Source organism: Chryseobacterium sp. CS2K3 (genome assembly GCF_059515185.1).
Genome location: NZ_JCAKRW010000016.1, coordinates 17967 through 41408, shown reverse-complemented (window position 1 = coordinate 41408; position 23442 = coordinate 17967). Strand labels below are relative to the sequence as shown.

23 protein-coding genes are annotated in these 23442 nt (G+C 35.5%); 9 read left to right on the top strand and 14 right to left on the bottom strand.

The features are described 5' to 3' along the window. Positions 1–11 precede the first annotated feature (11 nt). The 6 genes from AC5YGG_RS19850 to tssO all read right to left on the bottom strand — a co-directional run bounded on the left by AC5YGG_RS19850 (position 12) and on the right by tssO (position 7401). The gene (locus AC5YGG_RS19850) at positions 12–1937 is read right to left on the bottom strand and encodes a type VI secretion system Vgr family protein (RefSeq protein ID WP_496146166.1); all 1926 of its coding nucleotides are present in this window, start codon (positions 1935–1937) and stop codon (positions 12–14) included. A 168-nt stretch (positions 1938–2105) separates the two neighbouring features. After that, complete coding sequence (tssD, locus tag AC5YGG_RS19845) at positions 2106–2513, bottom strand: type VI secretion system tube protein TssD (protein WP_496146165.1); 408 nt, start codon at positions 2511–2513, stop codon at positions 2106–2108. 400 nt (positions 2514–2913) lie between these two features. Next, complete coding sequence (tssR, locus tag AC5YGG_RS19840; RefSeq protein WP_496146164.1) at positions 2914–5319, bottom strand: type VI secretion system protein TssR domain-containing protein; 2406 nt, start codon at positions 5317–5319, stop codon at positions 2914–2916. 46 nt (positions 5320–5365) lie between these two features. Beyond that, positions 5366–6277 (bottom strand): PKD domain-containing protein, encoded by a 912-nt coding sequence (locus tag AC5YGG_RS19835; RefSeq protein WP_496146163.1) that lies wholly within the window; start codon positions 6275–6277, stop codon positions 5366–5368. A 51-nt stretch (positions 6278–6328) separates the two neighbouring features. Next, positions 6329–6856 carry a type VI secretion system transmembrane protein TssO gene (locus AC5YGG_RS19830; protein WP_496146162.1) on the bottom strand — a complete coding sequence of 176 codons (528 nt, stop codon included), beginning with the start codon at positions 6854–6856 and terminating at the stop codon, positions 6329–6331. Between the two features lie 11 nt (positions 6857–6867). Further along, a complete protein-coding gene (gene tssO, locus AC5YGG_RS19825; RefSeq protein ID WP_496146161.1) occupies positions 6868–7401 on the bottom strand; it encodes a type VI secretion system TssO in 534 nt (177 codons plus the stop codon). Positions 7402–7581: 180 nt separating this feature from the next. On the opposite strand from tssO, the gene AC5YGG_RS19820 reads away from it, so the two are divergent. The 5 genes from AC5YGG_RS19820 (at position 7582) to AC5YGG_RS19800 (ending at position 12273) form a co-directional block, all read left to right on the top strand. After that, positions 7582–8253, top strand: a complete 672-nt coding sequence (locus AC5YGG_RS19820; protein WP_496146160.1) for a LuxR C-terminal-related transcriptional regulator — start codon at positions 7582–7584, stop codon at positions 8251–8253. A gap of 287 nt (positions 8254–8540) precedes the next feature. Beyond that, entirely contained in the window at positions 8541–8831 is a 291-nt protein-coding gene (locus AC5YGG_RS19815; protein WP_002984212.1) for an HU family DNA-binding protein, read from the top strand. 367 nt (positions 8832–9198) lie between these two features. Further along, entirely contained in the window at positions 9199–10758 is a 1560-nt protein-coding gene (locus tag AC5YGG_RS19810; protein ID WP_496146159.1) for an Rne/Rng family ribonuclease, read from the top strand. A 172-nt stretch (positions 10759–10930) separates the two neighbouring features. Beyond that, positions 10931–11398: an OsmC family protein gene (locus tag AC5YGG_RS19805; RefSeq protein WP_496146158.1), complete on the top strand. Its 468-nt coding sequence runs from the start codon at positions 10931–10933 to the stop codon at positions 11396–11398. 224 nt (positions 11399–11622) lie between these two features. Further along, on the top strand, positions 11623–12273 hold the full coding sequence (locus AC5YGG_RS19800) for a response regulator transcription factor (RefSeq protein WP_496146157.1): 651 nt from the start codon (positions 11623–11625) through the stop codon (positions 12271–12273). 300 nt (positions 12274–12573) lie between these two features. Here the strand turns inward: AC5YGG_RS19800 and AC5YGG_RS19795 are convergent, their stop codons facing one another. The 6 genes from AC5YGG_RS19795 to AC5YGG_RS19770 form a co-directional block, all read right to left on the bottom strand. Beyond that, the gene (locus tag AC5YGG_RS19795) at positions 12574–14085 is read right to left on the bottom strand and encodes a carboxypeptidase-like regulatory domain-containing protein (RefSeq protein ID WP_496146156.1); all 1512 of its coding nucleotides are present in this window, start codon (positions 14083–14085) and stop codon (positions 12574–12576) included. A gap of 11 nt (positions 14086–14096) precedes the next feature. Next, positions 14097–15461 (bottom strand): CsgG/HfaB family protein, encoded by a 1365-nt coding sequence (locus AC5YGG_RS19790; RefSeq protein ID WP_496146155.1) that lies wholly within the window; start codon positions 15459–15461, stop codon positions 14097–14099. Between the two features lie 25 nt (positions 15462–15486). Further along, positions 15487–15897: a curli production assembly/transport component CsgF gene (locus tag AC5YGG_RS19785; protein ID WP_496146154.1), complete on the bottom strand. Its 411-nt coding sequence runs from the start codon at positions 15895–15897 to the stop codon at positions 15487–15489. Positions 15898–15908: 11 nt separating this feature from the next. Continuing rightward, the gene (gene csgH, locus AC5YGG_RS19780) at positions 15909–16643 is read right to left on the bottom strand and encodes a curli-like amyloid fiber formation chaperone CsgH (protein ID WP_496146153.1); all 735 of its coding nucleotides are present in this window, start codon (positions 16641–16643) and stop codon (positions 15909–15911) included. An 8-nt stretch (positions 16644–16651) separates the two neighbouring features. Further along, entirely contained in the window at positions 16652–17050 is a 399-nt protein-coding gene (locus AC5YGG_RS19775; RefSeq protein WP_496146152.1) for a hypothetical protein, read from the bottom strand. Between the two features lie 175 nt (positions 17051–17225). After that, positions 17226–18044 (bottom strand): hypothetical protein, encoded by an 819-nt coding sequence (locus AC5YGG_RS19770; RefSeq protein WP_496146151.1) that lies wholly within the window; start codon positions 18042–18044, stop codon positions 17226–17228. Between the two features lie 419 nt (positions 18045–18463). Between AC5YGG_RS19770 and AC5YGG_RS19765 the strand changes: the two genes are divergently transcribed. From AC5YGG_RS19765 to AC5YGG_RS19750, 4 genes are read left to right on the top strand one after another with little or no spacing between them, the layout of a single operon-like run. Beyond that, entirely contained in the window at positions 18464–19093 is a 630-nt protein-coding gene (locus AC5YGG_RS19765) for an NUDIX hydrolase (protein WP_496146150.1), read from the top strand. A 27-nt stretch (positions 19094–19120) separates the two neighbouring features. Then, the gene (locus tag AC5YGG_RS19760; protein ID WP_496146149.1) at positions 19121–19927 is read left to right on the top strand and encodes a lysophospholipid acyltransferase family protein; all 807 of its coding nucleotides are present in this window, start codon (positions 19121–19123) and stop codon (positions 19925–19927) included. A 15-nt stretch (positions 19928–19942) separates the two neighbouring features. Then, the gene (locus AC5YGG_RS19755) at positions 19943–20380 is read left to right on the top strand and encodes a hypothetical protein (RefSeq protein WP_496146148.1); all 438 of its coding nucleotides are present in this window, start codon (positions 19943–19945) and stop codon (positions 20378–20380) included. 6 nt (positions 20381–20386) lie between these two features. Then, the gene (locus AC5YGG_RS19750; protein WP_496146147.1) at positions 20387–21724 is read left to right on the top strand and encodes a UDP-N-acetylmuramate--L-alanine ligase; all 1338 of its coding nucleotides are present in this window, start codon (positions 20387–20389) and stop codon (positions 21722–21724) included. Between the two features lie 58 nt (positions 21725–21782). Here AC5YGG_RS19750 and AC5YGG_RS19745 read toward each other — a convergent pair whose 3' ends face one another. Further along, on the bottom strand, positions 21783–22226 hold the full coding sequence (locus tag AC5YGG_RS19745; protein WP_496146146.1) for a lipocalin family protein: 444 nt from the start codon (positions 22224–22226) through the stop codon (positions 21783–21785). A gap of 48 nt (positions 22227–22274) precedes the next feature. After that, positions 22275–23336, bottom strand: coding sequence for an NAD(P)H-dependent flavin oxidoreductase (locus tag AC5YGG_RS19740; protein WP_496146145.1), 1062 nt, complete (start codon positions 23334–23336; stop codon positions 22275–22277). Between the last annotated feature and the right edge of the window lie 106 nt (positions 23337–23442).

Here is a 23442-nt window from a genome sequence, read left to right as displayed (position 1 = left end):
ATATTGAAATATTATGCATTATGTCCCTTTTCACCAGATAAATTATGAATAGTCTGTTCACTATTTTGTATATAATCCTTTGAAGCAGCAACTTCAATTCCTTCTGACGCATTTTTATGAATATCTGTTGCATCATATGTAAAATTATCTGAGGCTATATTCATAATATTTGTTGCATTTAAACTATAGTTTAAAACTGCGTTTTGCCCAATATTACCACCTGCTGTTTCAGTAATATTCATTCCCACTGAATTACTCTTATTCATTCCTACCGTCGTTGTCATATTCTCACCTACATTGATGTTCATATTCTTACAATTAAGGGTCATGGTTTCCGGTGCTGTAATATTAATGTTGCTTCCCGTGGTATCCAAATGAATCTCATTACCACTCTTATCCGTGATAATAATACTTTCATCTTCGGTAAATACAATTCGGTGTCCGCTGCGGGTTTGGATAGATTTTACACGGTTATCTGCTCCACCTCCAAGACCGATTCCTCCGTGGAACATTCCTCCCATTACGAAAGGACGGTCAGGATGACTATGCACAAAATTAACCATTACCTGATCTCCTAGTTCAGGGATTGCTACGTAACCTCTGTTTTGGGTAATCTGATCGGTTCCTCCAGCATCAGGACTCATCACTCGTACAAAATGAGTGGTATCATTCAGCTGCCAATCGAATCGTACCTGAACTCTTCCCTGTCCTTCTGGATCCGCATTGGCAGTTACCGTGGCTATCTGAGGCTGGGCAATAGGTTCTGTAAACTCTGGCTTAGGTAAATAACCCGTATCAGCAGCTATAGATTCAAAACTGCCCGTATAATGCCCGATGGTATCGATTTCATGTACCGCTTCGGTTACCATCACTTTGGTAAAGTAAGACGTTTCATTGCTATCAGGTTTTCTCATATGAATGTCTACAACACAGCCGGGATGTAAAAAAGGAACTGTTGTAGAGCCGGAAACAGAAAAGACTCCTACAGCTTCACTCCCGGAAGTGCTTCTCTGAGAATGTTCTACATCTAAATGAGTAGATGCTTTGATAGGTGCCACCTGAAGTGCCGGAGTTTTGTATATTTTATCGTTATGGCTGTAAGCGGTTTTAGCCAGATCTCCTAAATGTTTTATTGGTGTATCTCCAGAGGTCAGCTTTTCATTTCTGCTGCTGTTATAGCCATAGTATTGAGGCTTGGTATGAACCGCTTTAAGTTCTACCTTCACATCATTCGCATTACTGCCATAGATCAGTTTTATAGGCTTGTTTTGTGGGGGAAGTTTACCGAAATGTAAAACTTCGCCATCATAGTAGAATTGCTCGCCATAAGCTTCTGCCATTCTTGCAAGGTAGTTGTAGTGGGTTTCGTTATACTGACTGCTGTAAATAATCTGTGAGTAGTCATTCGTATCTACTCTTATATCAAAGCGGCTTTTATCAATTCCCTGCTTGATTACTTCTTCGGCGATAATTCCCATATTAACGGGTTGTCCGCCTCCAAAACTCTGAATATGAGGAGCCCCGTCTAATAGAATTGTCGGACTGTATCCCGAAAGAACGATATTCCCTAGACTCATTTTCTCCTGACTGAATCCTACTTTGGTTATTACCCCTACAAAGTTTCGTTCAGGGCTGTTATCAATATCTTTATAGGAAATCACTACGGTAAGCCTTTTCCCTAAAAATTTGTTGGCTTCTTCAAGGGTATGACTTTGTCTGTCGCTCAGGGCATCATGGGCAAGAACCAGACTAAATTCATGGTGATGACTTGCCTTTTGCTTAAGCGTAAAATGTTTATAATGTTTGATAATTTTTCCCTCAACTACCAAGGAAAGTTTTACCAAACGGTTGATTCCTGCATGGTGATTTTCTGATATCCCGTCTGCATTCTGTGATGGTCGGAAAGAGGCGCCTTTTAGTTTGGATTCGGTTTTCATATGCTTTGTGTTTGGATGAGTATTAAAATTAGCAATATTTTACGAAATAATCATCATATCAATAAGATATGAAATAAAAATATTTGGTGTAAATTTTATTTTAGGCAAAAAAGACCGTCTTTAATTGTGACAGTCTTTTTCTCGTATGAATGTTGATAATGTGTATTATTAGTTATTTGGCCAAAGTCCAGCATATTCAGAGTCTCCATAGCTGATGGTTTCAGCACTTACCACGAAGCTGATTAGCATACTGTTAGTATCTACTGCATCGAAGTCTACTTCGTGCTGGATTACATACCCATTGTTCCACTTTAAAGTAATTAAAGTTCCTTCTTCGTGAGACTTGTTGAATGTAATTTCTCCTACTGTCGGCTTATATTTACCGTTTAGTAAGCTTTCAAGAATATCAGATTTTTCAGTAGCTTCTACTGTAACCTTAATTAATGCATTGGAAGGATCTGATGCTACACGTCCTGAAACGTCTGTAGATCTTGATACACTATAGTTCATCTTTAATAGTTTCTGTCCTTCTCCGTTGTTGAATTTTAAGATTCCTCTCGAATTTCTTTCTGCCATGATGTGTAAATTTTAATCGTTAATAATATTTTGTGATTCGGTGATTGTGTAACAAATATAACAGGTCTTTTTTTCTAAAAAAAACTTTTGAATACAAATCTGAAAAATTGTAGTAGTTCTACGACTTTTTGTAGTAATTCTACGATATTTGATTTACAAAACTACCATAAACTACTTATTATAAAGCATTTACACACAATATACCTGATCATATAAAAGACTTTTTTTACACCTAACAGAGAAATAGCATATTAATTAAGCTTAATATTTCGAAATTTTCCTACTTCTGTTTACTAGTTTCTAATCAAGGTTAAATACCATAAAAAATAGAGTTCTTCACTTTATCAACAAAAAAAGCAGAAGTATTCTACTCCTGCTTTTTAAATTATAAAACTAACAATTAATGTTTAGTATATTCCGGTGCTTCGGTTGGAATCATTGTTGGCGTAAAGTATTCGTTAAGCCAATAAAATGTTTGTCCGTTCTGCTGAATTTTTACAGCCGGATCATTTCTATGAGCAAGCATTCTGTCTGCTAAATCCTTATAATGACGGAAATAGGTTCTTACTGTTGCATTAGGTACTCCTTTTGACTTTTTCCAGCCCTTAAGCTTATACTTCGTCATGATTTCTTCATCCGTAAGGTCTATTCCTGTACTCATTCCTACTGCATAAGCCATAGGTAACTCATAAAGATCTCCTTTATCCAGGAATTTAATTGTTGGATTATATTTCTTCAACAATTTCACATATTCCTTAATGGCTTTTGCCTGATTAAAGTCTGCTCTTTCAGCTCCTGAATTTTTATATACTTCTGTATAGAAAGCTTTAAGATTGTCATATTCAGCCTCAGAAATCAGGATTCCCTTTTCTATTCCCGGTGTATAATCTTTCAATTCTTTTGGAATATATCCTTTCACAAGGAATGGGTTTCCATAGTTGATCAACTGTGCTGCAATGCCTGCAGAAACCGGATTGGTAAGCCCCGGATACAGATATTTATATTTCACATCTACATCTGTTCTTCCTGCTCCTACTGAAGAATGGAAATAATCATTAAGTGATTTATCTACAGTCTGATTATCTAATGTAACCTGTGCAATAAGGCTATCTACAGATTTTTTCAGGAATCCAGGAGTGGTAACATCTCCTTTTTTAGGGAAAATAACAAATCCCTGAGACATACTCTGCTTTGGATAGGCTAATGAGAAAAATCCTGCATCGCCTTCCATTAAGCTAAAATTATTCTTTGTAAGAACATCATATTGATTGATGATCTTTTGCTTTTTAAGTTCGGCAATATTTTTCGCTGTGTTGGTCACTACATTTTCTGCCATTAATACAAAATCATTGTAAGTATCTGAAGACCTTGCACTGGTCTGGAACATAATTAATCTTGCCTGAGCTTGTGTAAGTGAGCTGATGACACTGTACATGTTTCCACTCTGGCTGGCAGAAGTTCCTACCGTTACCACAATATTGGTTTCATCAGGAACGTTTGAAAGAAGATTTCCGGCAGCTGAAAGCGCTTCTCCTACGGGCTGATAACCATTATTGCTGGCACAGTTCATTTCATTCGTTTTCTGATCAATAAATGTTGTGATTTTACTGTAATCTGTGCTCAGGTTAGAAACGGAAACATTATTCCCACAAGGGTTGTTCTTATAAAGTACAACTCCATATTTCACTGTATTGAAATAAGACGGTTTTTCAAATCTAAGCTGTAGATCCTGTAATAATGATTTTACAATTGGTGCATAAGGCGCGTTTCCTGCACTTACATCAAGAGCAAAAACAATATTGATATTCTTATCACGTTCTGTAATTTCTCTATAACGGTCAAAGTAGATTGGCTCTCCTAAAACATTGTATACAAAGTTTTTACTGTAATCCAGGATATTGGTAAAGTACTTGGTTTTTGAATCCGGAGTTGGAGCTTCATTTAAAGGTAATGTTACCGGGAAAATGTTTTCCAAAGGTCTTCTTTTGTTCACTTCGGTAAGAAGAATCGCTGTTTTGTTAGTAGCATCAGAAGCAGATCCTCCAGGATATCCTTCATGGATTCCCAATTCTGATTCAGTGATTCCTGTTGTATTTTTTAGTTTTACAGCGGAACGTTCTCCCCATGTAGAGATCACATTAGAGCTTACCCAGCCGTAAAGACTTTTACCAATACTATCAATATCAACAGAAGGTTTTTTACCTACCAAAAATCTCTTGTTATTTTCTGCCTGTTTGTAAACATACACCATCTGCCCGTTAGGGATCTTCACATTAGCCTCTTCAATAAGACTCGGTGAATTAAACACCATGATAGAGTCATTTTTATAGTATCTTTCAGCGCTTCTGATGACTTCACTGTTATTAGGTACTACTGCTACTCTTACAGGATATCCTGTTCTTTCACTTTTTAAAGAATTGTTCCATAAAAGCAGGTCAGATTCAGGAATCCATCCGTATGTTTTGATGGATTTTGACGAAACTTTTTTCATTAAGGCATCAGGAACATATTCTGCTACTTTTACCATTCCGTCTCTATGTTTTAAAACCATTAAAGGTTCAAGAAACTTAACTTCTTTGTATGATTTTTCATCATCTTTATCTAAATAAGCCGTGTTTCTGGATCTGTCTGAAATAACAATCCATGGAACTGACTTTTTAGGATATCCGTTGACAACGGTTGAATTATCTACCTGTCCGTATTGTGACGGTTCTGGTGTTTTCTTTGACGGAAGCTTTACCTGGCAACTCGCCAATAATACTGATAATCCTATATAATATGCTGCTAGAGGAAATTTATTTTTCATCCTATTTTATCTTTTTATGATTGGGCGCATCCGAAACCGGATGGTATTATTTGCTTTGGTTTATATCTACTTTGGTTACACAGTTTTGTGTATCGTCTAAATTCACCTTTACCGTCTGAATTACAGTATTTTTATCAAACTGAAGACCTGCGCAATACATGTAAAAATTATTTACTTTACTGTCATTTACTTTTACCACTGTATTTTCATTGTTACACAGATAAGTTTTCAACAGGTAGTTGTAGTGCATGTTAAAGCTATTTCCGTTAGCAATCTGCTGCAGGTGGTATTTAAAATCGTTATCAACTTTCGCGTAAGAGTCTTCAACAGATACGGCTTCCTGTTCTAAAGAATTATAAGCCGGAAGAATTTTAATACGGTGGTAGATAGGCTCCAGCGTTTCTTCTGTGTATAAAGTCACCAGATAATCCCCTGGTTTTTTATACGAATAAATAGCAAATTTTTCTTTGGAATCGGTATTTCCTGTTTCCCCGAATTTCCATGCAAATTGTGAAGCCTCAGAAATAGCGCGGAAATTCACGTTCTCGTTCTGCATTGCCTGTACGGGAGCTTCAATTGTTGTTTTAGATTTCACACTGTCTTTAGCCTGCTTGATACTTCTGGCAGAAACCATTACTGGGAAAGACTTGGTGTACTTGTTATCAACGATCAAAATTACCTGGTAATATCCCGGTTTATTATAGAAGTGGATTCCACTGTTTTTATCCGAAGTTGTCCCGTCTCCAAAATTCCATCTTTTGGTTTTTGCAAACTGGGTTTTATCTTCAAATAAAAGTGTATCTCCTACTGACAAAGCAGATGGGTAAACTACCCCTACAATATCATCAGCAGAATGGATTACTTTTTTCTGCAGCCATAATGCAACGAGAGCTGCAATGAGCAATGTTGCAATAACACCGATAATAATGTTCTTTTTGTTCTTTTGAAAATAATTCATAGTTAATAATTGTGATGTGTTTTATTTAAAGTTCCTAATTCCATTCCTTTATTACTGAGTTCTTGCCTGTAAGGCACTTTCTCTTTGGTAAAGTTTATCCTGCTTATCTTTATAGCCTATTCTACATTCCTCAATTTGTTTTTCAAACCTCTTAATATCCTCTGAGGTGGTAGAAATCACTTTTTTATCTTCATAATACATTTTATAGAATCTGGCAATCTGTGGAAAAGCATCTTTTCGAACATCAGTAATACTACCGTGCTCTTTAAAATAACCGTTAAGATCATTAACGCCTACAAAGATATTATTTTCTACAAAAGGCTGTGGAGTTTCGTCTGTGAGTTTGGTAATCATGGTATAAGTACTGTCCATGATAGGCAGAATAACTTTTTGATGTTGTTCAAATTCTGCTTTCTGTTCCAGATTCTGGATTCCTCTGATATCTTCATCGGAAAACGGGGATTCAAATCCTTTTAAAAAGATAACTCCCAGAAATATCATGGCAGTTACCAGCATCAGTATTAAATAAAAAAACTGATAATGCCTTTCCTTCTTAGATAGTGTAATGTGTCCTTGCATATCTTTCCTTTTTATTTTCTTCTACCTACTGTAAAATTTCTGGTAGGATCTCTTCGAAGTTCATTATTTACTCCTCTTACTTTTCCCATACATACTTCAAGATCCCTTTTTGCAGTTTCTTTTTTGTATTCCACTCCTATGATCTTTGTCTTTAGAGTGATCATGGGTTCTATTTGTTTCATCAGTTTGGCATAATGCTTAAAACTTCCGGTACTGTCTTTGCCCATAATAATTTTGGCATCTCTCACGTGATCCATGATACTTGTTCTAAGAAACAGCTCATTTTCAACCTTTTTCATGTCAAGCTGAGACATTCTGTTATAAATATCATCCACGTGATCTTTTAACATGTCACTTCTACGCATCAGTTCCATGTAATTTTCAGCTTCTCTACTGATCCCTTGTCTTTGTATATCATAACTCTTAAAGAAGAGAAATAGACATGTAAATGTAACTACCGACAAAACGGCAAAAGATAGAATAAACTTCCAGATGCCTATTCTTACGTCAGATTTGTTTAATTTTTTTTCCCTGTTCGAAGACATAAATTTGCGATTTGTTTGGCCTGTGAAAATATAAAAAAAAAAATTTATGCACAATACGTATTTTCCCCGCCCTCTATTCGTAGAATCCCTGATTAAATTAATATTAATTTTCACTTTAATAAGTTTTTCATAAATTAGGGCTCTGAATTTCAAATATCATTCGCCAAATCGATATTAAGAATGAGTAAAATATTATCTAATACCGTGCGTTTCTCTATAGCTGACAGTGATTTTTATTTTAAAAAAATAATGATCAAAACGCTTATGGAAAACCCGTTCTATATGCTTCTGAACGATTGTAACAACGGTCACGAACTGGTAAACAGAATCTACAGAAGACAAGAAGATGTATTCATTATAGAACTGTTTATGCCGGTATTAAGCGGAATAGAAGCCATCAAATACATAAGAAAAAACAATACAGAAACTCCTATTGTAACTTATTCCGGGACCTATCAGGAGGATATGGCGGAGATTCTTTCAAAAATTCCTAATACATATTACTGTCAAAAGAAAAGTACAATCATAAAGGATATCATTAAAGGAAGTATTGCATCTGAAGAATTTGATTACCAGCAATATTCTAAAGAGTGGGAACAACAGCCTCTCGCTGTACAGGAATATATGGATAGGCAGAAAAAAGGTCAGGAAGAACTTTCCCCTGCAGAAATACAGCTCATGAGGTTTTGCTATGAAGGCTTTAGTAATAAGGAAATTGCAGAAAAACTGAATCTTAGTACAAGAACGATTGATACCTACATCAACCGGCTTACTGAAAAACTGGGGCTGAAAACAAAGCTTCATCTTATCCGTTTCTGTGTAGAAAATGGATATTATAATTCCAGTATGTAAAAAATTTAAATTCTGAAGTTTAAATCATTACAAAGAATGAAAAAACTACAGGATATAATGACAGACAATAAGCAGCACTGAGCGTCTATACCTCCTATTTTAAGGCAATTATCCATAGAGATTCACTGTAATATTATTTTATTATTAAATAACCAAAAAGCCACGTTAATATAGAGTACACATTAGAAACTCAACGATCTGAATAAAAATATTTTGCCACTAATTTGCTAGTATTCAATTTTTTTAACTAAATTTGCACACCTAAAATTTAAAATTAAAATAAGGAAATGACAAAGGCAGAATTGGTAAACACCATCTCAAATAAGTTGGGAACAGAAAAGAATGAAACACAGAAAGTTGTAGAAGCTTTTATGCAGGAGATCAGAACTTCTATGTATAATGGGGATAACGTTTATCTGAGAGGTTTTGGATCTTTTATCATTAAAACAAGAGCTGCTAAAACAGGAAGAAATATTTCTAAGAACACTGCAATTGAGATTCCTGCTCACAACATTCCTGCTTTCAAACCTTCAAAATCTTTTGTAGAGAAAGTAAAAACAAAAGTTGCAGTAAAATAAGAACATTAACTGAATATTAACTAGTTACTAAAAAATTAAAATTATGCCAAGCGGAAAGAAAAGAAAAAGACACAAGGTTGCGACTCACAAAAGAAAGAAAAGAAGAAGAGCGAACAGACATAAGAAAAAATAATCTCCTCTTCTCGAGATTTACAATATAATAATATAGTTGGTGATTTTAATTTTTTAAACTTCGCCGACTATATTTTTGTTTGCAACTATAAGATTCTGCGGAAAACGGACAGTTTCAAATATTATTTTAATAAACATATTAAGGTTTACATTCAAAATCCTTATATTTAATAGATGAATTAATCGAGAACCACACCAATTTCCTAAAATCTTAACAATTTTATCTTATAACAAAATGAAGAAAGAACTAATAGTTTCGCATGAAGATGATCTTACAAAGATTGCACTGCTGGAAGACGGAAGACTATGTGAACTTCATGAGCAAGAGGACAAAAGCGATTTTATAGTTGGAGATCTGTTTATAGGAAAAGTAAAAAAACTGGCACCAAACCTGAATGCTGCATTCGTAAATATCGGATACGACAAGGATGCATTCCTGCATTATCAGGATTTAGGACCACAATATCTTACTTACAAAAAGTTTTTAAAAGATACTATTTCTAAAAAACAAAGCGCTTCAAGCTTAAAAAATTTCGAGATACAACCCGAAATAGATAAAAACGGAACGGTAGACAAAGTAATTGCAAAGGATGATCTTGTTCTCCTACAAATCACTAAGGAACCTATTTCCACAAAGGGACCCAGAATTTCTACTCAAGTTTCATTGACTGGGCGTTTTCTGGTTTTAATTCCATTCGACAATAAAGTTTCCATTTCTAAAAAGATCAAAAGTTTTGAGGAAAAGGAAAGATTAAGAACACTGATAGACAGTATAAAACCAGAAGGTTTTGGGGTTATCATCAGGACTGTTGCCGAAGGAAAAAAAGTTGCCGACCTTCATAATGATATGAATCAGCTGATTCAGAAATGGGAAAGCACTTTTAAAAATATCCAGAGAAACAAAGTTCCGTCCAAAGTTTTAAGCGAAGAAGACAAAGCTTCAGCTATTTTAAGAGACAATTTTAATCAGGATTTCGTCAATATTATCTGTGATGATGAGCAGATGGTGAGTGAGATGAAGAATTACATTGAAGTAATTGCTCCTGAAAAGAAAAATATTGTCCAGTTTTATGATTCTCATATTCCACTCCTGGAATATTATAATGTTGAAAAACAGCTTAAACAGAGCTTTGGAAAGCACGTAAACATTCCAAGTTCTAAAGGCGCTTATCTTGTTATTGAACACACAGAAGCACTTCACGTTGTAGATGTCAACTCCGGAAACAATATCACTACCGGAACAGCTGTTAATAAAGAGCATGCACTTAAAGTGAACAAAATGGCAGCCACTGAGATTGCCAGACAGCTTCGTCTACGAGATATGGGAGGGATCATTGTGATTGACTTCATCGACATGCCTAACTCTGACCACAGAAGAGATCTCTATGAGCATCTGAAAGAGGAAATGAAACGTGATAAAGCACGTCATAAAATACTTCCTCCAAGTAAATTCGGTCTGATCCAAATCACCAGACAAAGAAACCGTCCGGAAAAACAGATCGAAACCAAAGAAGAAAACCCGAACAAAGATGGAGAAATTGTAGCTCCAATTGTAATCGTGGAAAGAATGGGTGAAACTTTAAGAAACATCCTGCAGAAAGAAAAAGGAAAAATTTATCTGCATGTACATCCATTCGTAGAAGCCTATTTAACAAAGGGCATCAAAAGTATCCAAATGAAATGGTTTATCAAATACAAAAAATGGGTAACTATTGTTCCAAGGGATTCTTTTAAATATTTAGAATACAAAATCTATAATTCTAAAAAAGAAGAATTGATAGAATTTTCTAATTAAGACAAAATTCAAACCTCCGGTAAATGCCGGAGGTTTTTTTATTATTTTTTGTTATGATAAGTTCAATGGATATTCTTATATGCAGGCTGGGATAAAGCCCAACCCTATTGAATTTTAACAATAAAATCTTGTATCTTGTATCTTGTATCTTGTATCTTGTAATTATTTAAACATGAAAAACCATCATTACAAAGCGACTATTCAATGGACAGGAAATAAAGGAACCGGAACCAGCGGATATAGAGACTATGAAAGAAGCCATACTATTTCAGTAGAAAATAAGGCAATTATTGAAGGTTCATCCGATCCGGCATTTCGTGGGGATAAAACAAAGCACAATCCTGAAGAAATGTTTTTATCTTCGCTTTCATCATGTCATATGCTTTGGTATCTGCATTTTTGTTCTGAAGCCGGTATTATTGTCACTGATTATCGCGACGAAGCTACAGGAATTATGACAGAAACATCTAATGGAAGCGGTCATTTCACTGAAGTCACTCTACATCCTACAATTTATATAACAGAAGAATCAATGATTGAAAAAGCAAAAGAGCTTCATCATAAAGCTAATGAATTTTGTTTTATTGCCAAGTCGGTAAATTTCCCTGTGAAACATATCCCGGTTGTGTTAGTTAAATAATTTATTCAAACTATCAAGCATCTTAAAAACCCTGTATTAAAAACATTTTTATAAGGATAACTCTAAATTTCCAAATTAAAACTCAACAAAAAGAGAATTATTTAAATAATAATCAACAAAAATAACATTTTATTATAATAATATTTACATAAATTTAAAATTATTTATCAATTTTACACAAAATCTCAAGTTTTTTTTATATTTTTATATAAACAAAACTAACCATGATGAAACCAAGATTAACTATTTTTGATGAACCGATGTTATATACAGAAGGCTTATCAAAACTATTGACACAGAGCAAAATTTTCAATAATATTGATATCTGTAATTCCCTCGAAACCCTCTCTAAACATCTTAAAGAAGAGCCTCCTGAAATTCTTATGATGAGTTCAAACATGCTCATGCTTACAGAATTATATAAGTCTGTAGAAAATATCACTTCTGAGCATCAGAATATAAAAATCATTATCATAGGAAGCTGCTACGATATTATTGATATCCGCAAACTCTTCAATAAAGGCATCAAAAGTTATCTTGACAAAAACTGCAGGTATGATGAGTTTATAAAATCCATTAATGCTTTACTTCTGAACGAGATCTATATTTGTGATCAGGCGAAAGAAAGAATGATCAGCTTTATCAGCAATGAACAGGAAAAACGAAAACTTCACCTCAGAGATCCCCTCACCCGCCGTGAAATGGAAATCCTGAAACTTATTTGTGACGGCTACAGCAGCAAAGACATCTCTGAAAAACTATTTATCAGCATCAATACGGTAGAAACGCACAGAAAAAAAATTCTCCTGAAACTCAATGTCAAAAATACGGTAGGCGTTGTAAAATATGCGCTTGAAAACCATATTATTGACTGATTGCAACTGTTTAACTAAAAAATTCCAGACCTTATGATCTGGAATTTTTCTTGCCTATTCCCAAATTTCTATTAATAAAAAGTCAGGCAAACAAACTGATTATTAATTGTTGTTGATAGAGTAATGAATGAAGTAGCAATTGTGAATTTTTGCTTTGCAAGTAAATCAGAGAACCAAAGCGTTAAACATTAAACTTTGAACCTTAAACTCAATTATAAAGTGAATAGTCAACTATCGCACTGAATAAAAATTGACAAGCACAGCAAATTGACCATTCACATTTGACCACTCAATTCCATTTTATTCGTAATCCGGCATTTCTCCATTGCTGAAAAGTGCGGAACGGGTAAGGTCTGTCATTCCACTATTCAGACTAATAACCATAATATTTCGTTGAGAAATATTGTCGTTGGAAGTATTCATAAAGATAATCTGAGCATTATTTGGGGAGAATCGTGGATCAAGATCATTGGTCCCCATTGCTTTTTCGCTTTCAGAAGAAATATCTGTGATCGCATCATTGGTCAGATTATAAATGAAAATATGGGAATCCAACTGACGATAATTTCCGCTTCCGTCTTCATATCCTGCAACATCCCGTGTGAAGAGAAGAAGTTGTCCGTCTACAGAAAAATTCAATCCTCCGCTTGCTCCAGCCGTTCCGGATAATACTGTCTTAATGACATTTCCTGTGGTATCTATGATGTATATTTTTGTATTATAACCATTATAATCATTTGTTTTAAGGGCAATTTTGCTACCGTCATAGCTCCAGTCACATTCAGAGATCATGCTTCCGTCAGGAGTTGTGTATACTAAGGTCAAACCGCTGCCATCTTTATTGATCCTATAGAGTTTATTAAAGTTTGAATAGAGAATTTCTTTACCATTAGTGCTCCAGGCGAAATCCATTTCGAAGTTATTAAATCCTGCTACCGGAACCGTAGTAACTTTAAACGGATTTGAACCGTCAGGATTTGCTGTGTATATATGAGTACTTCCGCCTTCGGTACGAAGAAATGCGATGAGCCCTGCATTATTATTTTTCCTTGGTCGCCAGCTGTTATAAGAAGCATCCGTAAACTGAAAATTGTTTCCCTGTTCATCACTGGATATAATCACAAAATTACCATTTTGTTTTCGGGTATAATGATACCTGTTAGCAGGAACTGTATTGGTAGTAAATTTACTGATCGAGCTTAAAACTGGCTGGTGAATGTCGTCCGAAACAGACACCTGCCAGAAGTAGCTTACACCAAACTTCAGATTTGAAAGCGTATAATGATTCGCTGTCAAATCATTAACCTGAATCACATTAGTGTCAAGATTATTTTTAATTGTTAAACTATATTTTAAAACATCTGCTGTATCCGGATCTGTTGCGCTCCAGGTCAGTTCAACACTTAAGGGTTGATTTACCGCATTATCTATCGGACTTAGAAGCTGCGGCGTAGAAGGTGGAGAATTTAAAGAGGTATCATCGTCCATTTCAAATACGATGGTCACCACCTGGTTTTGAGTCTGCATATTTACAGACTGAAAGCTTGTAATATATCCTGAAAGTTCTGCTTTTACGGAATAGTTTCCTATCGGCATAGCTGTGATTTCAAACGAACCATCGGTACCACTGAAAACAGTTTGCGTTGTGGGGTTAGTGAAAATTTTCACATTCGCAAGAGGAGTATTACTGCCTCTTTTCACTACTTTTCCTTTTAACGTTCCTGTCTGAGCTTGCTCTACAAGCTCTTCACTACATGAAAACAGACAAAATGTTAGGATGAATATGCTGAGTATTTTAATTAAAGTTTTCATAATTCGTGTTTTTATTTGTTTCCAAGATAAAAATTGATTCCCAATGCAAAGCGTAATGCCTGATCTTTTCTTTTTCCGTTGATAAGCCCTTCCCAATTGTCTTTAAAGCCAAGATCATATTGAGCGGATGCTCTTAGTGAAAAATTATTATCTATCATGTATTCAAGACCGCCTCCGAACTGTCCTTTATATTGAGGTTTATATTTGGAATACATGGCTCCTGCGCCTCCATAAATATATGGGCTGAATCTGTATTTCGGGAAAAGAAGATATTCAATATTTACTTCAGGACCGTAATAATTTCTTTTTACAATATCTTTATTTTCGAGGGTAAAATAATTACCGTTAACCTCAACGTTAAAGTTGGGGGTTAAAAAGTATTTCATTCCTATTTTACCTCCAATATTCATTTTAGGATTTACATAATCATCTCTTACTTTTTGAGCTTCAACATTAGCGAACACAGCCATTTTCTGTCTGTAATTCCCAGGATATCTGTTCCCGACTACTCTTCCGTTGTTATCTTCCTGTTCTCTTTTATATTCATTAATCAAAGCCTGATAACTGGTTGTATTATCTATTGCTTTTCCCCATATTTTATCCTGAATTCCTTCAATAACGAGAGATTTCACAGCTTTCTCAATGGCTTCGGTTACAGCTAGCTGAATAGGTTCATTCTGAGTAAATCCTACTTCAGCTTCCATCAGTCTTTCTGTATCGATATATCGGAAAAAGCTTCCGTTCACGCTGGTGGAAAGAATATTTTTGGATGTATAAACGGTTTTAAGAATTTCTCCGTTGAGAGTGGAAACAGCACGAAGATAAATGGTAATTCTATCCTGGCGATATTGAGTGGATGCCCCGATTCCAAAGTATCGTGCACCAAGACCGCCTGTCAGGATATTGCTGTCATAGGAAATGACTCCGCCTTCCAGAAGAATTCCCGCATAAAGAAGCGGAGGAAGTGACTGTGTGTTTTTATCGGCATCTTTGATGTATTCCTGACGTGTGGATCGGATGATCTGTCTCTCATTGAGCAGGTTAGCAATATTTTCCCTTTCAATAGGAATAAACCAACGGCTGTCTTCTAGTGCCTTGATAAGAATGGTAGTAGTACCTTGTGGCACTGCAGTACTCCAGTTATTACCGTTTTCAGATGGTTTATACTGCCCTGTCTGGTCTCTGAATTTGTAAACTCCAATGACAATTTTCTCTTTCGGTAGAGGAAGTTTTTTCAGTTCTTCTGTGGAAGATGTCACCTCTCCCATCGTCGGCTTTTCAGGATCTGAAGGTAAGCCAAAAATCGAACTACAAGCCTGTAGAATGCATAGGAGAAAACTACAGAAAAAAATTCTGGTGTAGATGTAAGCTCTCATGATAAGTTTGGTTTTAAGTTTTTATTTATTTTGGAATTACGATCTCGGACTGATCGCCTGTGCTGGTATCCAAAATATTGATCAAAAGTCCCTGATTAGTTGTGGTAATCTGTAAATAAAGAGACCCGAAGAGGTAATTTCCGGGTTGTATATTTCCGTCTCCGAACTGCTCTTCAAAAATTTTTCTTGAAAGCTCACTTAAAATCTGTCTGTTCAGGCTTTGAGTAAAGCTATCAAGAGAATTGGCACGATCAAGCAGATCTTTGAAGTCATTTTTTTCATCAAACTGGTTTTGGGCATTTGCTGAGCTTAAGAGCCACTGATAATTAAATGTATCTCCCCCGAATGCAGGGTTTATCGGCTTATAAACGAGTTGCTGAGATTTCCCAGAGAAAATACCCGCAATAAAGATTAAAATAATGGTAAAAGTTTTCATGGCGGACGTTTTTAGTAAATAAATTCATTTTTAATAAGGTTTTTCTTCGCGTTAAATTCTTTGATGTATTTTAAGCTAAAAGCTAATTGTTCTTTTAAATAATCTTCCCCAGGATTGGTCATAAAACTATAAATTACCTTATCATCAATCTGAATATTGATCTGACCGCTGGTCCCACGGAGAGGAAGTTCTGAGATGGTAACAGCACTACTGCTTTTATCGGGAAGCTGGCTGTATTGGAGATAAAACATATCATAGAAATCTTTACCAACTTTTGTCTTCGTTTCATCAATAGTAAGTCCTTTAAGCTCATAAACAGCATCCTCTTCCGCTCTTACCGCTTTATTTCTGAAAAGATCATTATTGAGCTCAAGACTATCTTTTGCCACCAAGGTACGGGTTTCTTCATCTCTGATATAAAGGAAAGCCTTCAGGGCATCTTTAGGTTCAAGATTTACACTTATCTCGGATAAAGCTTTCACTTCATTAGGGTTTACAGAAAATTTACCACTCTGCTGATTGTTGGAAAGATTTCCCCCATCTCCCTTTTTTATAGATACTAAAAGATAATTAAGTTCTTTGTAAACCGCTGTATTATTAATAACAACAGCTTTTAATTTTATCTGGTTTTCAATATGGCTGCTTTCTATTTTTGCGGTTACTTTTTTATCCTCCTGCCCGTAAGCCAGTACAGACAGGAAGATAAATAAAGCACCCAGACTAAGGGAATATAAAATTTTCATCATCTGTGTTTTTAATAATTTCTCATGAAGACGGTTTTATTATCTCCCTTTACATTAACCTGAATTCCATCAGAAATACTGTTGCTTCCTGTAATATCAATAATATTATTACTTCCTTGTGTCGTAATAGCAGTTTTGGTTTCTTTATCTGTAAATGAATTATTAAAATAAAGGGCATTAAAGTCACCGAGCTGCTTTACAGCAATAGTACTTTTGTTATTAAGAGAAAGTTCAGCATTATTATAATCACCTATTTGAATGATCGCAGAATGATAGGCATTCAGATCAATATCCTGTCTGGTTATAAGATTAAAGACTGTATTACTGTTTACCTTATTCCAGTCTATTTCCTGAGCATCCAATGGCAGTATTACAAAAAGAGCCAAAACACTCCATCTCAAGTTAAGCATGGCATTATATTTTTATTAAAGGTACATCAATAGAGTATTGAATAAAACACACCCAGCAGGTAGTCATGTGAAATCATGGTTTCCGGGTATATTTGATCTTTAAGCTGAAAAAAGGAGAAACCACTACCTGTAGCTTCTCCCTTTCATTTTAAAGATTACAGTATAATTACAGGGCTTAGTTAGACTGAGTCACAATCATTGAGTTTCCGTTACCTATTTGAGTTCCTATGTGAATATGAGAATCACCGGACTGAGATACCCAGGTAAAGTTTCCGTTACCCATCTGAAGATCAAGGGCTGTATTAGAATTTCCTGCCTGAAGTTGATACAATTGGTTATTACTTCCCACTTGCAGTCCCATAGCATTATTATCATCACCTACCTGAGCAGAGACAGCTAAGTTACCGCTACCTACCTGTGTATGATCTGCGTTGTTATCATCACCAGCCTGGAATTGAACAAGTACGTTGTTTGCACCAACCTGAACACCATTAGCTTCGTTTCGTCTTCCAACCTGAATTTGATAAGCTTCGTTTCCGGCTCCTAGTTGTAAAGCTGAAGCTTCGTTTCTTCTTCCGTCCTGATATTGATAAACAGCGTTACCTACACCTACCTGAATTGAAGAAGCATCGTTTCGTCTTCCGATCTGAATCTGTTCAGTAGAGTTTAAAACTCCTAATTGCCAGGTTGAAGCAGAATTTCTGTTTCCAGTCTGAGTCACCATATTAGAGTTTGCAATACCGACCTGATCTACATCTATTGAGTTTCTGTTTCCATTACTTACTGCAGTATTCATATTAAGGATACCTATCTGATCAATATCCGCAGTATTACGATTCCCATTCTGTGTTAAAGAATTAATGTTCAAAAGACCTGTCTGGTCCACAGTAGCTACATTTAAGTTTCCTGTTTGTGTAGTCACATCAATGTTTAATTGAGCGAAACTGAAACTCATGGCGATTAGTGTAAACACACCTGCAAGTAAATTTTTCATCTTAGTAAAAATTAATTGGTTAATAGTAAGACAAAGGTATACCCTACACCCAAATGAAAAACCACCGCCAAAGTGTAAATTGCAAAAGTCATGGTTTACAGTTCCTTAAGTCACCGTTTATGGTATCTGAGACATCATAGATTTCCGTTACGTAGAAATACGGAATACATAGCTTAAGATAAGTATTGATGATCAACAGCCAATTCGTAGCATTTGTCAATTAAATTCAAAGTTCTGAATGTAAAGTTTTATATTTCGGATTCAAAGTTTAATCTTATGACGGGAAATTCACTTTCGCAAAATTCACGCTTCATTTTGTAAAGCAAAAATTGACCATTGATTTTCTCTCTGCCCACACTTCATAGGTTAATTAATGTTAAGGCATTTATTTCTTCAAGATATATTGTTAAATTTGAAGTATGGAAAGTTTTGGAAAAGATTTATTACGGAAAATAAAAAGTGTAGAGCTTCCCGGCGAGCATGCCCATGGAATATTTTCTCCTCCCTACCGCCCCGTTTTCACTTATGATGAAGTGCTGGCAAAAAATCCCAAGTTTGCAGCAGTCAATATTGTATTGTATCTGAAAAATAACGAGTGGTATTTTCCTTTGATCCAAAGAACCATCAATGAACATGACAGACATAGCGGACAAATCTCTTTACCAGGAGGAAAACGTGAAGAAATGGATCGTGATTTTGCAGAAACAGCCGTACGCGAAACTTCTGAGGAAATCGGGATCGATAAACATTATGTGAGAGTAATTAGAGAAATGTCTCCTATCTATATTCCGCCAAGCAATTTTTACGTATATACTTATATTTCGTATACTAAAAAGAATCCGCTCTTCGTTCTTCAGCAGAGTGAAGCGGTAGAAACTATTGAATTTCCTATCACTTCTTTTTTAAACCTATCTGATACCCCAGAAATCATGGCGCTTCCAAGTGCCGGAGGTCATGAAGTTCCTGTAATCAATTTCAACGGATACATTATTTGGGGTGCCACAGCAATGATATTAAGTGAATTCAGCCAGTTGCTGAAAAAAATGTAACTTTGCACAACCGTGTTTAATTGAAAAATGGCGAAGAAAAATATTTTCACCGATGCATTCGGAACACCTTATTTTTTAAAGAGGTTTATTATTTTTATATTAGGAGTTGTATCATATAGAAGATTCAACGGCTTTAATAAGTTAAAAATAACCGGAACAGAACACCTTGTGGATCTTCCGAACTCCAACGTACTGTTTGTATCTAACCATCAGACGTATTTTGCGGATGTAGCAGCAATGTATCATGCATTCTGTGCTGTAAATAACGGATATTTAAATACGATCAAAAATCCGATTTATCTATTAAATCCAAAGATCGATTTTTATTATGTGGCAGCTGAAGAAACCATGAATAAAGGAATTCTTCCTAAAATATTCAAAATAGCAGGAGCTGTAACGGTGAAAAGAACCTGGAGATCGGAAGGAAAGAATGTCAATAGAATGGTAGACATGAGCGAGGTAGATAATATTATGAAAGCATTGGATAATGGCTGGGTGGCTACCTTCCCGCAAGGAACCACATCTGCTTTTGCACAGGGACGAAGAGGTACTGCCAAATTGGTTAAAAACCAGCGTCCTATTGTAATTCCAATCAAAATTAACGGATTCAGAAGAGCATTCGATAAAAAAGGACTTCGCGTAAAGGTTACCGGTGTAAAGCCTACGATGGAGTTCAAAGCACCTTTGGATATTGATTACGATAACGAAAAAGCACCGGAAATTTTATTGAAGATCATGACTGCTATTGAACAGACAGAAGACTTCAATGTACTACACAATTATGATGAAGAACTTAAAGCTAAAAAATTAGAACAAAAGGACTCAAATAATTAAAGTAAAGTAAAAATTATGAACAGAATAATTGGAATCTTATTCGCCCTCATAGTATTAGTTTCGTGCAACAGCCAAAAAGTATATTCGGATTTCGATATCAGCTATTCGAAAAGCGGAGGCTATGCTCCTGTATATGAAAATCTACTGATTAAAGGCAATAACGTACACTATTCTTTTGAAGGACAAGGAAAAAAATACAAACAGGATTTTACAATTTCCAATGAAGATTTAAAAAAACTGGATCAGATTCTTTCTCAGAATAATTTCAGAAGAATACAGGAAGACCGCAAAAAACTGTATGATAATATTTCTACTTCCATCAATGTGAAGAAAGGTCCTAATGAAGGCAGCAAAACTGATGCAAGTCTTATCATCCCGAATTATCAGACCAATTGGAATAATATTCTCGGAGCTTTCCAGAACATCATTAATACTAATGTTAAAAAACAGTAAATACAATTGAAAACCCACTTCATTGCTATAGGCGGAAGCGCCATGCACAATCTTGCCATTGCATTAAAAGATAAAGGATATCAGGTTACAGGTTCAGATGATGCTATTTTTGAACCTTCAAAATCCAGATTGGAAAATAAGGGAATATTACCTCAGGAAATGGGCTGGTTCCCGGAGAAAATCACTTCGGATATTGATGCTGTCATTCTTGGGATGCATGCCCACCAGGACAATCCGGAATTGGCAAGAGCAAAAGAATTAGGGTTAAAAATATATTCTTATCCGGAATTCCTGTACGAACAGTCTAAAAATAAAACAAGGGTTGTTATTGCCGGCTCACACGGTAAAACTACGATCACTTCCATGATTCTTCATGTCCTGAATTTCCATCAGAAAGATGTAGATTTCATGGTAGGCGCTCAGCTGGAAGGTTTTGACTGTATGGTAAAGCTTACTCAGGATAATGACTTTATGGTGTTGGAAGGCGATGAATACCTTTCCTCACCTATTGATCTTCGTTCCAAATTTTTATTATACCAACCGAATATTGCTCTAATGAGTGGGATTGCATGGGATCATATCAACGTTTTCAAAACATTTGATGATTATATTGAACAGTTCAGAAAATTTGTGGCAAGCATTACTGCTGGTGGTGTTTTAGTTTATAATGAAGAAGATGCTGAAGTAGTGAAAGTGGTAGAAAATGCTGAAAATTATTTCAGAAAAATACCTTACAAAACGCCTGAATATGAGATCAACAACGGGAAAGTATACTTAAAAACTGAAATGGGTGACGTTCCGCTTTCTGTTTTTGGGGCACATAACCTACTAAACCTTGAAGGAGCAAGACACATCTGCCAGCAGCTTGGCATTATGGATGAAGACTTCTATGAAGCAATCATGAGCTTTAAAGGAGCTTCCAAACGCCTTGAAAAGGTAGAAAGAGAAGATAAAGGAACATTATATAAAGACTTCGCTCACGCACCAAGCAAGGTAAAAGCAGCTGTAAAAGCATTTGTTGAGCAGTTTAAAAATGAAAAAAAATACGGATTCCTTGAGCTTCATACTTATTCAAGTTTAAATCCTGCATTTTTGGAGCAATATGACCACGCAATGGACGGATTGGATGAAGCTATTGTATTCTATTCCGAAGATGCTTTAAAAATCAAAAGAATGGAACCTATTTCTCCGGAATTCATTAAGGAAAAATTCAAGAATGAAAGCCTGAGAGTTTTCACCAACGCAGAAGACCTTCATGCGTACTGGAATACTTTGGATAAAACCAATGGTGTTTATCTGATGATGAGCTCTGGAAACTTTGGCGGACTGGATCTTACAAAATAATTTAATTTCAGAACCTATTATAAAACAAAACTCCTTTCTATCGAAAGGAGTTTTTTATTTATTTAATTCTTTTAAAATACCATGTTTTCACATCTTTGATTCCGTCCCCATCCACATCCTCAAGATGATCTTCAAAAACCATATCCGTTTCTGTTAGTTGAGAAACGATATAAGGAAAATCTTTATCATTCTCATACCAGAACTTCTTAGATACCGGGTCATACGTATAATTTCTGGTAACAACATCTGTTTGTACACATTTATCGTTCTCGGGAGCGAAAGTTGTAGATGTCATATTTTTAGCTCCAAATTCATGGGTGCTTTTTTTCTCACATTCGCTTGGAGTATGCACTACTGTTTTCTTATTTCCAGATGTATATTGTTCTGCTTTATCGATAGACCATTTTCCAACAATGGAGGCATTATTAGCTTGTGGTTCATCGTCATTGCTGCTGCATGCTACTATGGAAAGAATAGCAAATGGTAGAAATAATTTTTTCATGTTTAAAGTTTAAATTGCATTTAAGCCCCGAAGGTAAAGCAATTTTCCTTACTCCCTTTCAGTTTCAGTTATGAGATTTCTCAGGATATCTTCTGTAGAAAGCTCACTATAGTTATGAATAGACTGTCCCGTCCAGATTCCTACAAAATCCAGATTCTGCTGAGATTTTGCTGCTTTGCGTAATGCATTTGTCAATTTGTTCTGATAAGGATACGGTAAAATATATTCTGAATTTTCCACAATCTGAGTATATTTATTTTTAATTCCTCTTGCGTATCGCCCGGAAAAGCTCTTCGTTAAAACAATCTCATCTTCATTTACCTTTTTAAGTCTATCTTTTTCGAAAGGCATTAAAGAAGTTTCCTGAGAAGCCAACAAAAGATTTCCAACCTGAAAGCCCTGAGCCCCCAAATCTTTTACGGCATGTAACGTCTTTGCATTATAAATTCCTCCTGCATAAATCAATGGAACCTTTACATGATCATAAACTTGAGATAATAAAGACAGTCCTCCTATCTGCAGAACATGATCAGGATCAAAAGTTCCCCTGTGTCCTCCAGCTTCCGTTCCTTGTACACAAATAATATCAATTCCTGATTTTTCGAGAATTAAAGCCTCTTTTACAGAAGTGCAGGTTCCGATAAGCGTTACCTCATTTTCTTTTAATTTCTGAATGCTTTGGTCATCAAGATTTCCAAAAGTAAAACTTACAATTTTACAGTTTTCTTCTATTATTACATCGATCAATTCATGGTAACCATTTATGGTAAGATCAGATAATTCAGGAAGTGCAACCTCAATATTATTTTCTTTGGCTAATTGTTCGAGGAAGTGTTTTGTTTTAGAAAACTGATCCTTTAATGCGTCGGTTATTTCAGGAATATAATGAGCAAAAATATTAACGGCGAAAGGTTTATCTGTCAGCTTCTTTGTTGCCCGAATCAATTCAGCAGCTTCATTCGCTGAAAGATCTCCCAAAGCCAATGATCCCAAACAACCTGCTCTCGCAGCCGCGGCTACCATCTGTATTGTACTCACCCCAAACATCGGAGCCTGAATAACAGGATATTTCACTCCTGCTCTTTTACTGATTGTATCTGACCAAAACATAAGAATTATTTTACTTAAAAAGGTACAAAAATTAGGAACATCTCATTTTCAACAAGATATGATATTCCTCACAATTACATAAAATAAATCCCGCAGATCTCACAAC

What these genes read in the sequence shown, in the direction of transcription:
- AC5YGG_RS19835 (WP_496146163.1), bottom strand. Translation starts at nt 6,277, where the DNA reads ATGAATTATTTTCAAAAGAACAAAAAGAACATTATTATCGGTGTTATT.
- csgH (WP_496146153.1), bottom strand. Translation starts at nt 16,643, where the DNA reads ATGATGAAAATTTTATATTCCCTTAGTCTGGGTGCTTTATTTATCTTC.
- AC5YGG_RS19775 (WP_496146152.1), bottom strand. Translation starts at nt 17,050, where the DNA reads ATGCTTAACTTGAGATGGAGTGTTTTGGCTCTTTTTGTAATACTGCCA.
- AC5YGG_RS19765 (WP_496146150.1), top strand. Translation starts at nt 18,464, where the DNA reads ATGGAAAGTTTTGGAAAAGATTTATTACGGAAAATAAAAAGTGTAGAG.
- AC5YGG_RS19795 (WP_496146156.1), bottom strand. Translation starts at nt 14,085, where the DNA reads ATGAAAACTTTAATTAAAATACTCAGCATATTCATCCTAACATTTTGT.
- AC5YGG_RS19745 (WP_496146146.1), bottom strand. Translation starts at nt 22,226, where the DNA reads ATGAAAAAATTATTTCTACCATTTGCTATTCTTTCCATAGTAGCATGC.
- tssD (WP_496146165.1), bottom strand. Translation starts at nt 2,513, where the DNA reads ATGGCAGAAAGAAATTCGAGAGGAATCTTAAAATTCAACAACGGAGAA.
- AC5YGG_RS19810 (WP_496146159.1), top strand. Translation starts at nt 9,199, where the DNA reads ATGAAGAAAGAACTAATAGTTTCGCATGAAGATGATCTTACAAAGATT.
- AC5YGG_RS19755 (WP_496146148.1), top strand. Translation starts at nt 19,943, where the DNA reads ATGAACAGAATAATTGGAATCTTATTCGCCCTCATAGTATTAGTTTCG.
- AC5YGG_RS19805 (WP_496146158.1), top strand. Translation starts at nt 10,931, where the DNA reads ATGAAAAACCATCATTACAAAGCGACTATTCAATGGACAGGAAATAAA.
- AC5YGG_RS19850 (WP_496146166.1), bottom strand. Translation starts at nt 1,937, where the DNA reads ATGAAAACCGAATCCAAACTAAAAGGCGCCTCTTTCCGACCATCACAG.
- AC5YGG_RS19820 (WP_496146160.1), top strand. Translation starts at nt 7,582, where the DNA reads ATGAGTAAAATATTATCTAATACCGTGCGTTTCTCTATAGCTGACAGT.
- AC5YGG_RS19800 (WP_496146157.1), top strand. Translation starts at nt 11,623, where the DNA reads ATGATGAAACCAAGATTAACTATTTTTGATGAACCGATGTTATATACA.
- AC5YGG_RS19760 (WP_496146149.1), top strand. Translation starts at nt 19,121, where the DNA reads ATGGCGAAGAAAAATATTTTCACCGATGCATTCGGAACACCTTATTTT.
- AC5YGG_RS19790 (WP_496146155.1), bottom strand. Translation starts at nt 15,461, where the DNA reads ATGAGAGCTTACATCTACACCAGAATTTTTTTCTGTAGTTTTCTCCTA.
- AC5YGG_RS19785 (WP_496146154.1), bottom strand. Translation starts at nt 15,897, where the DNA reads ATGAAAACTTTTACCATTATTTTAATCTTTATTGCGGGTATTTTCTCT.
- AC5YGG_RS19770 (WP_496146151.1), bottom strand. Translation starts at nt 18,044, where the DNA reads ATGAAAAATTTACTTGCAGGTGTGTTTACACTAATCGCCATGAGTTTC.
- AC5YGG_RS19830 (WP_496146162.1), bottom strand. Translation starts at nt 6,856, where the DNA reads ATGCAAGGACACATTACACTATCTAAGAAGGAAAGGCATTATCAGTTT.
- tssO (WP_496146161.1), bottom strand. Translation starts at nt 7,401, where the DNA reads ATGTCTTCGAACAGGGAAAAAAAATTAAACAAATCTGACGTAAGAATA.
- AC5YGG_RS19740 (WP_496146145.1), bottom strand. Translation starts at nt 23,336, where the DNA reads ATGTTTTGGTCAGATACAATCAGTAAAAGAGCAGGAGTGAAATATCCT.
- tssR (WP_496146164.1), bottom strand. Translation starts at nt 5,319, where the DNA reads ATGAAAAATAAATTTCCTCTAGCAGCATATTATATAGGATTATCAGTA.
- AC5YGG_RS19815 (WP_002984212.1), top strand. Translation starts at nt 8,541, where the DNA reads ATGACAAAGGCAGAATTGGTAAACACCATCTCAAATAAGTTGGGAACA.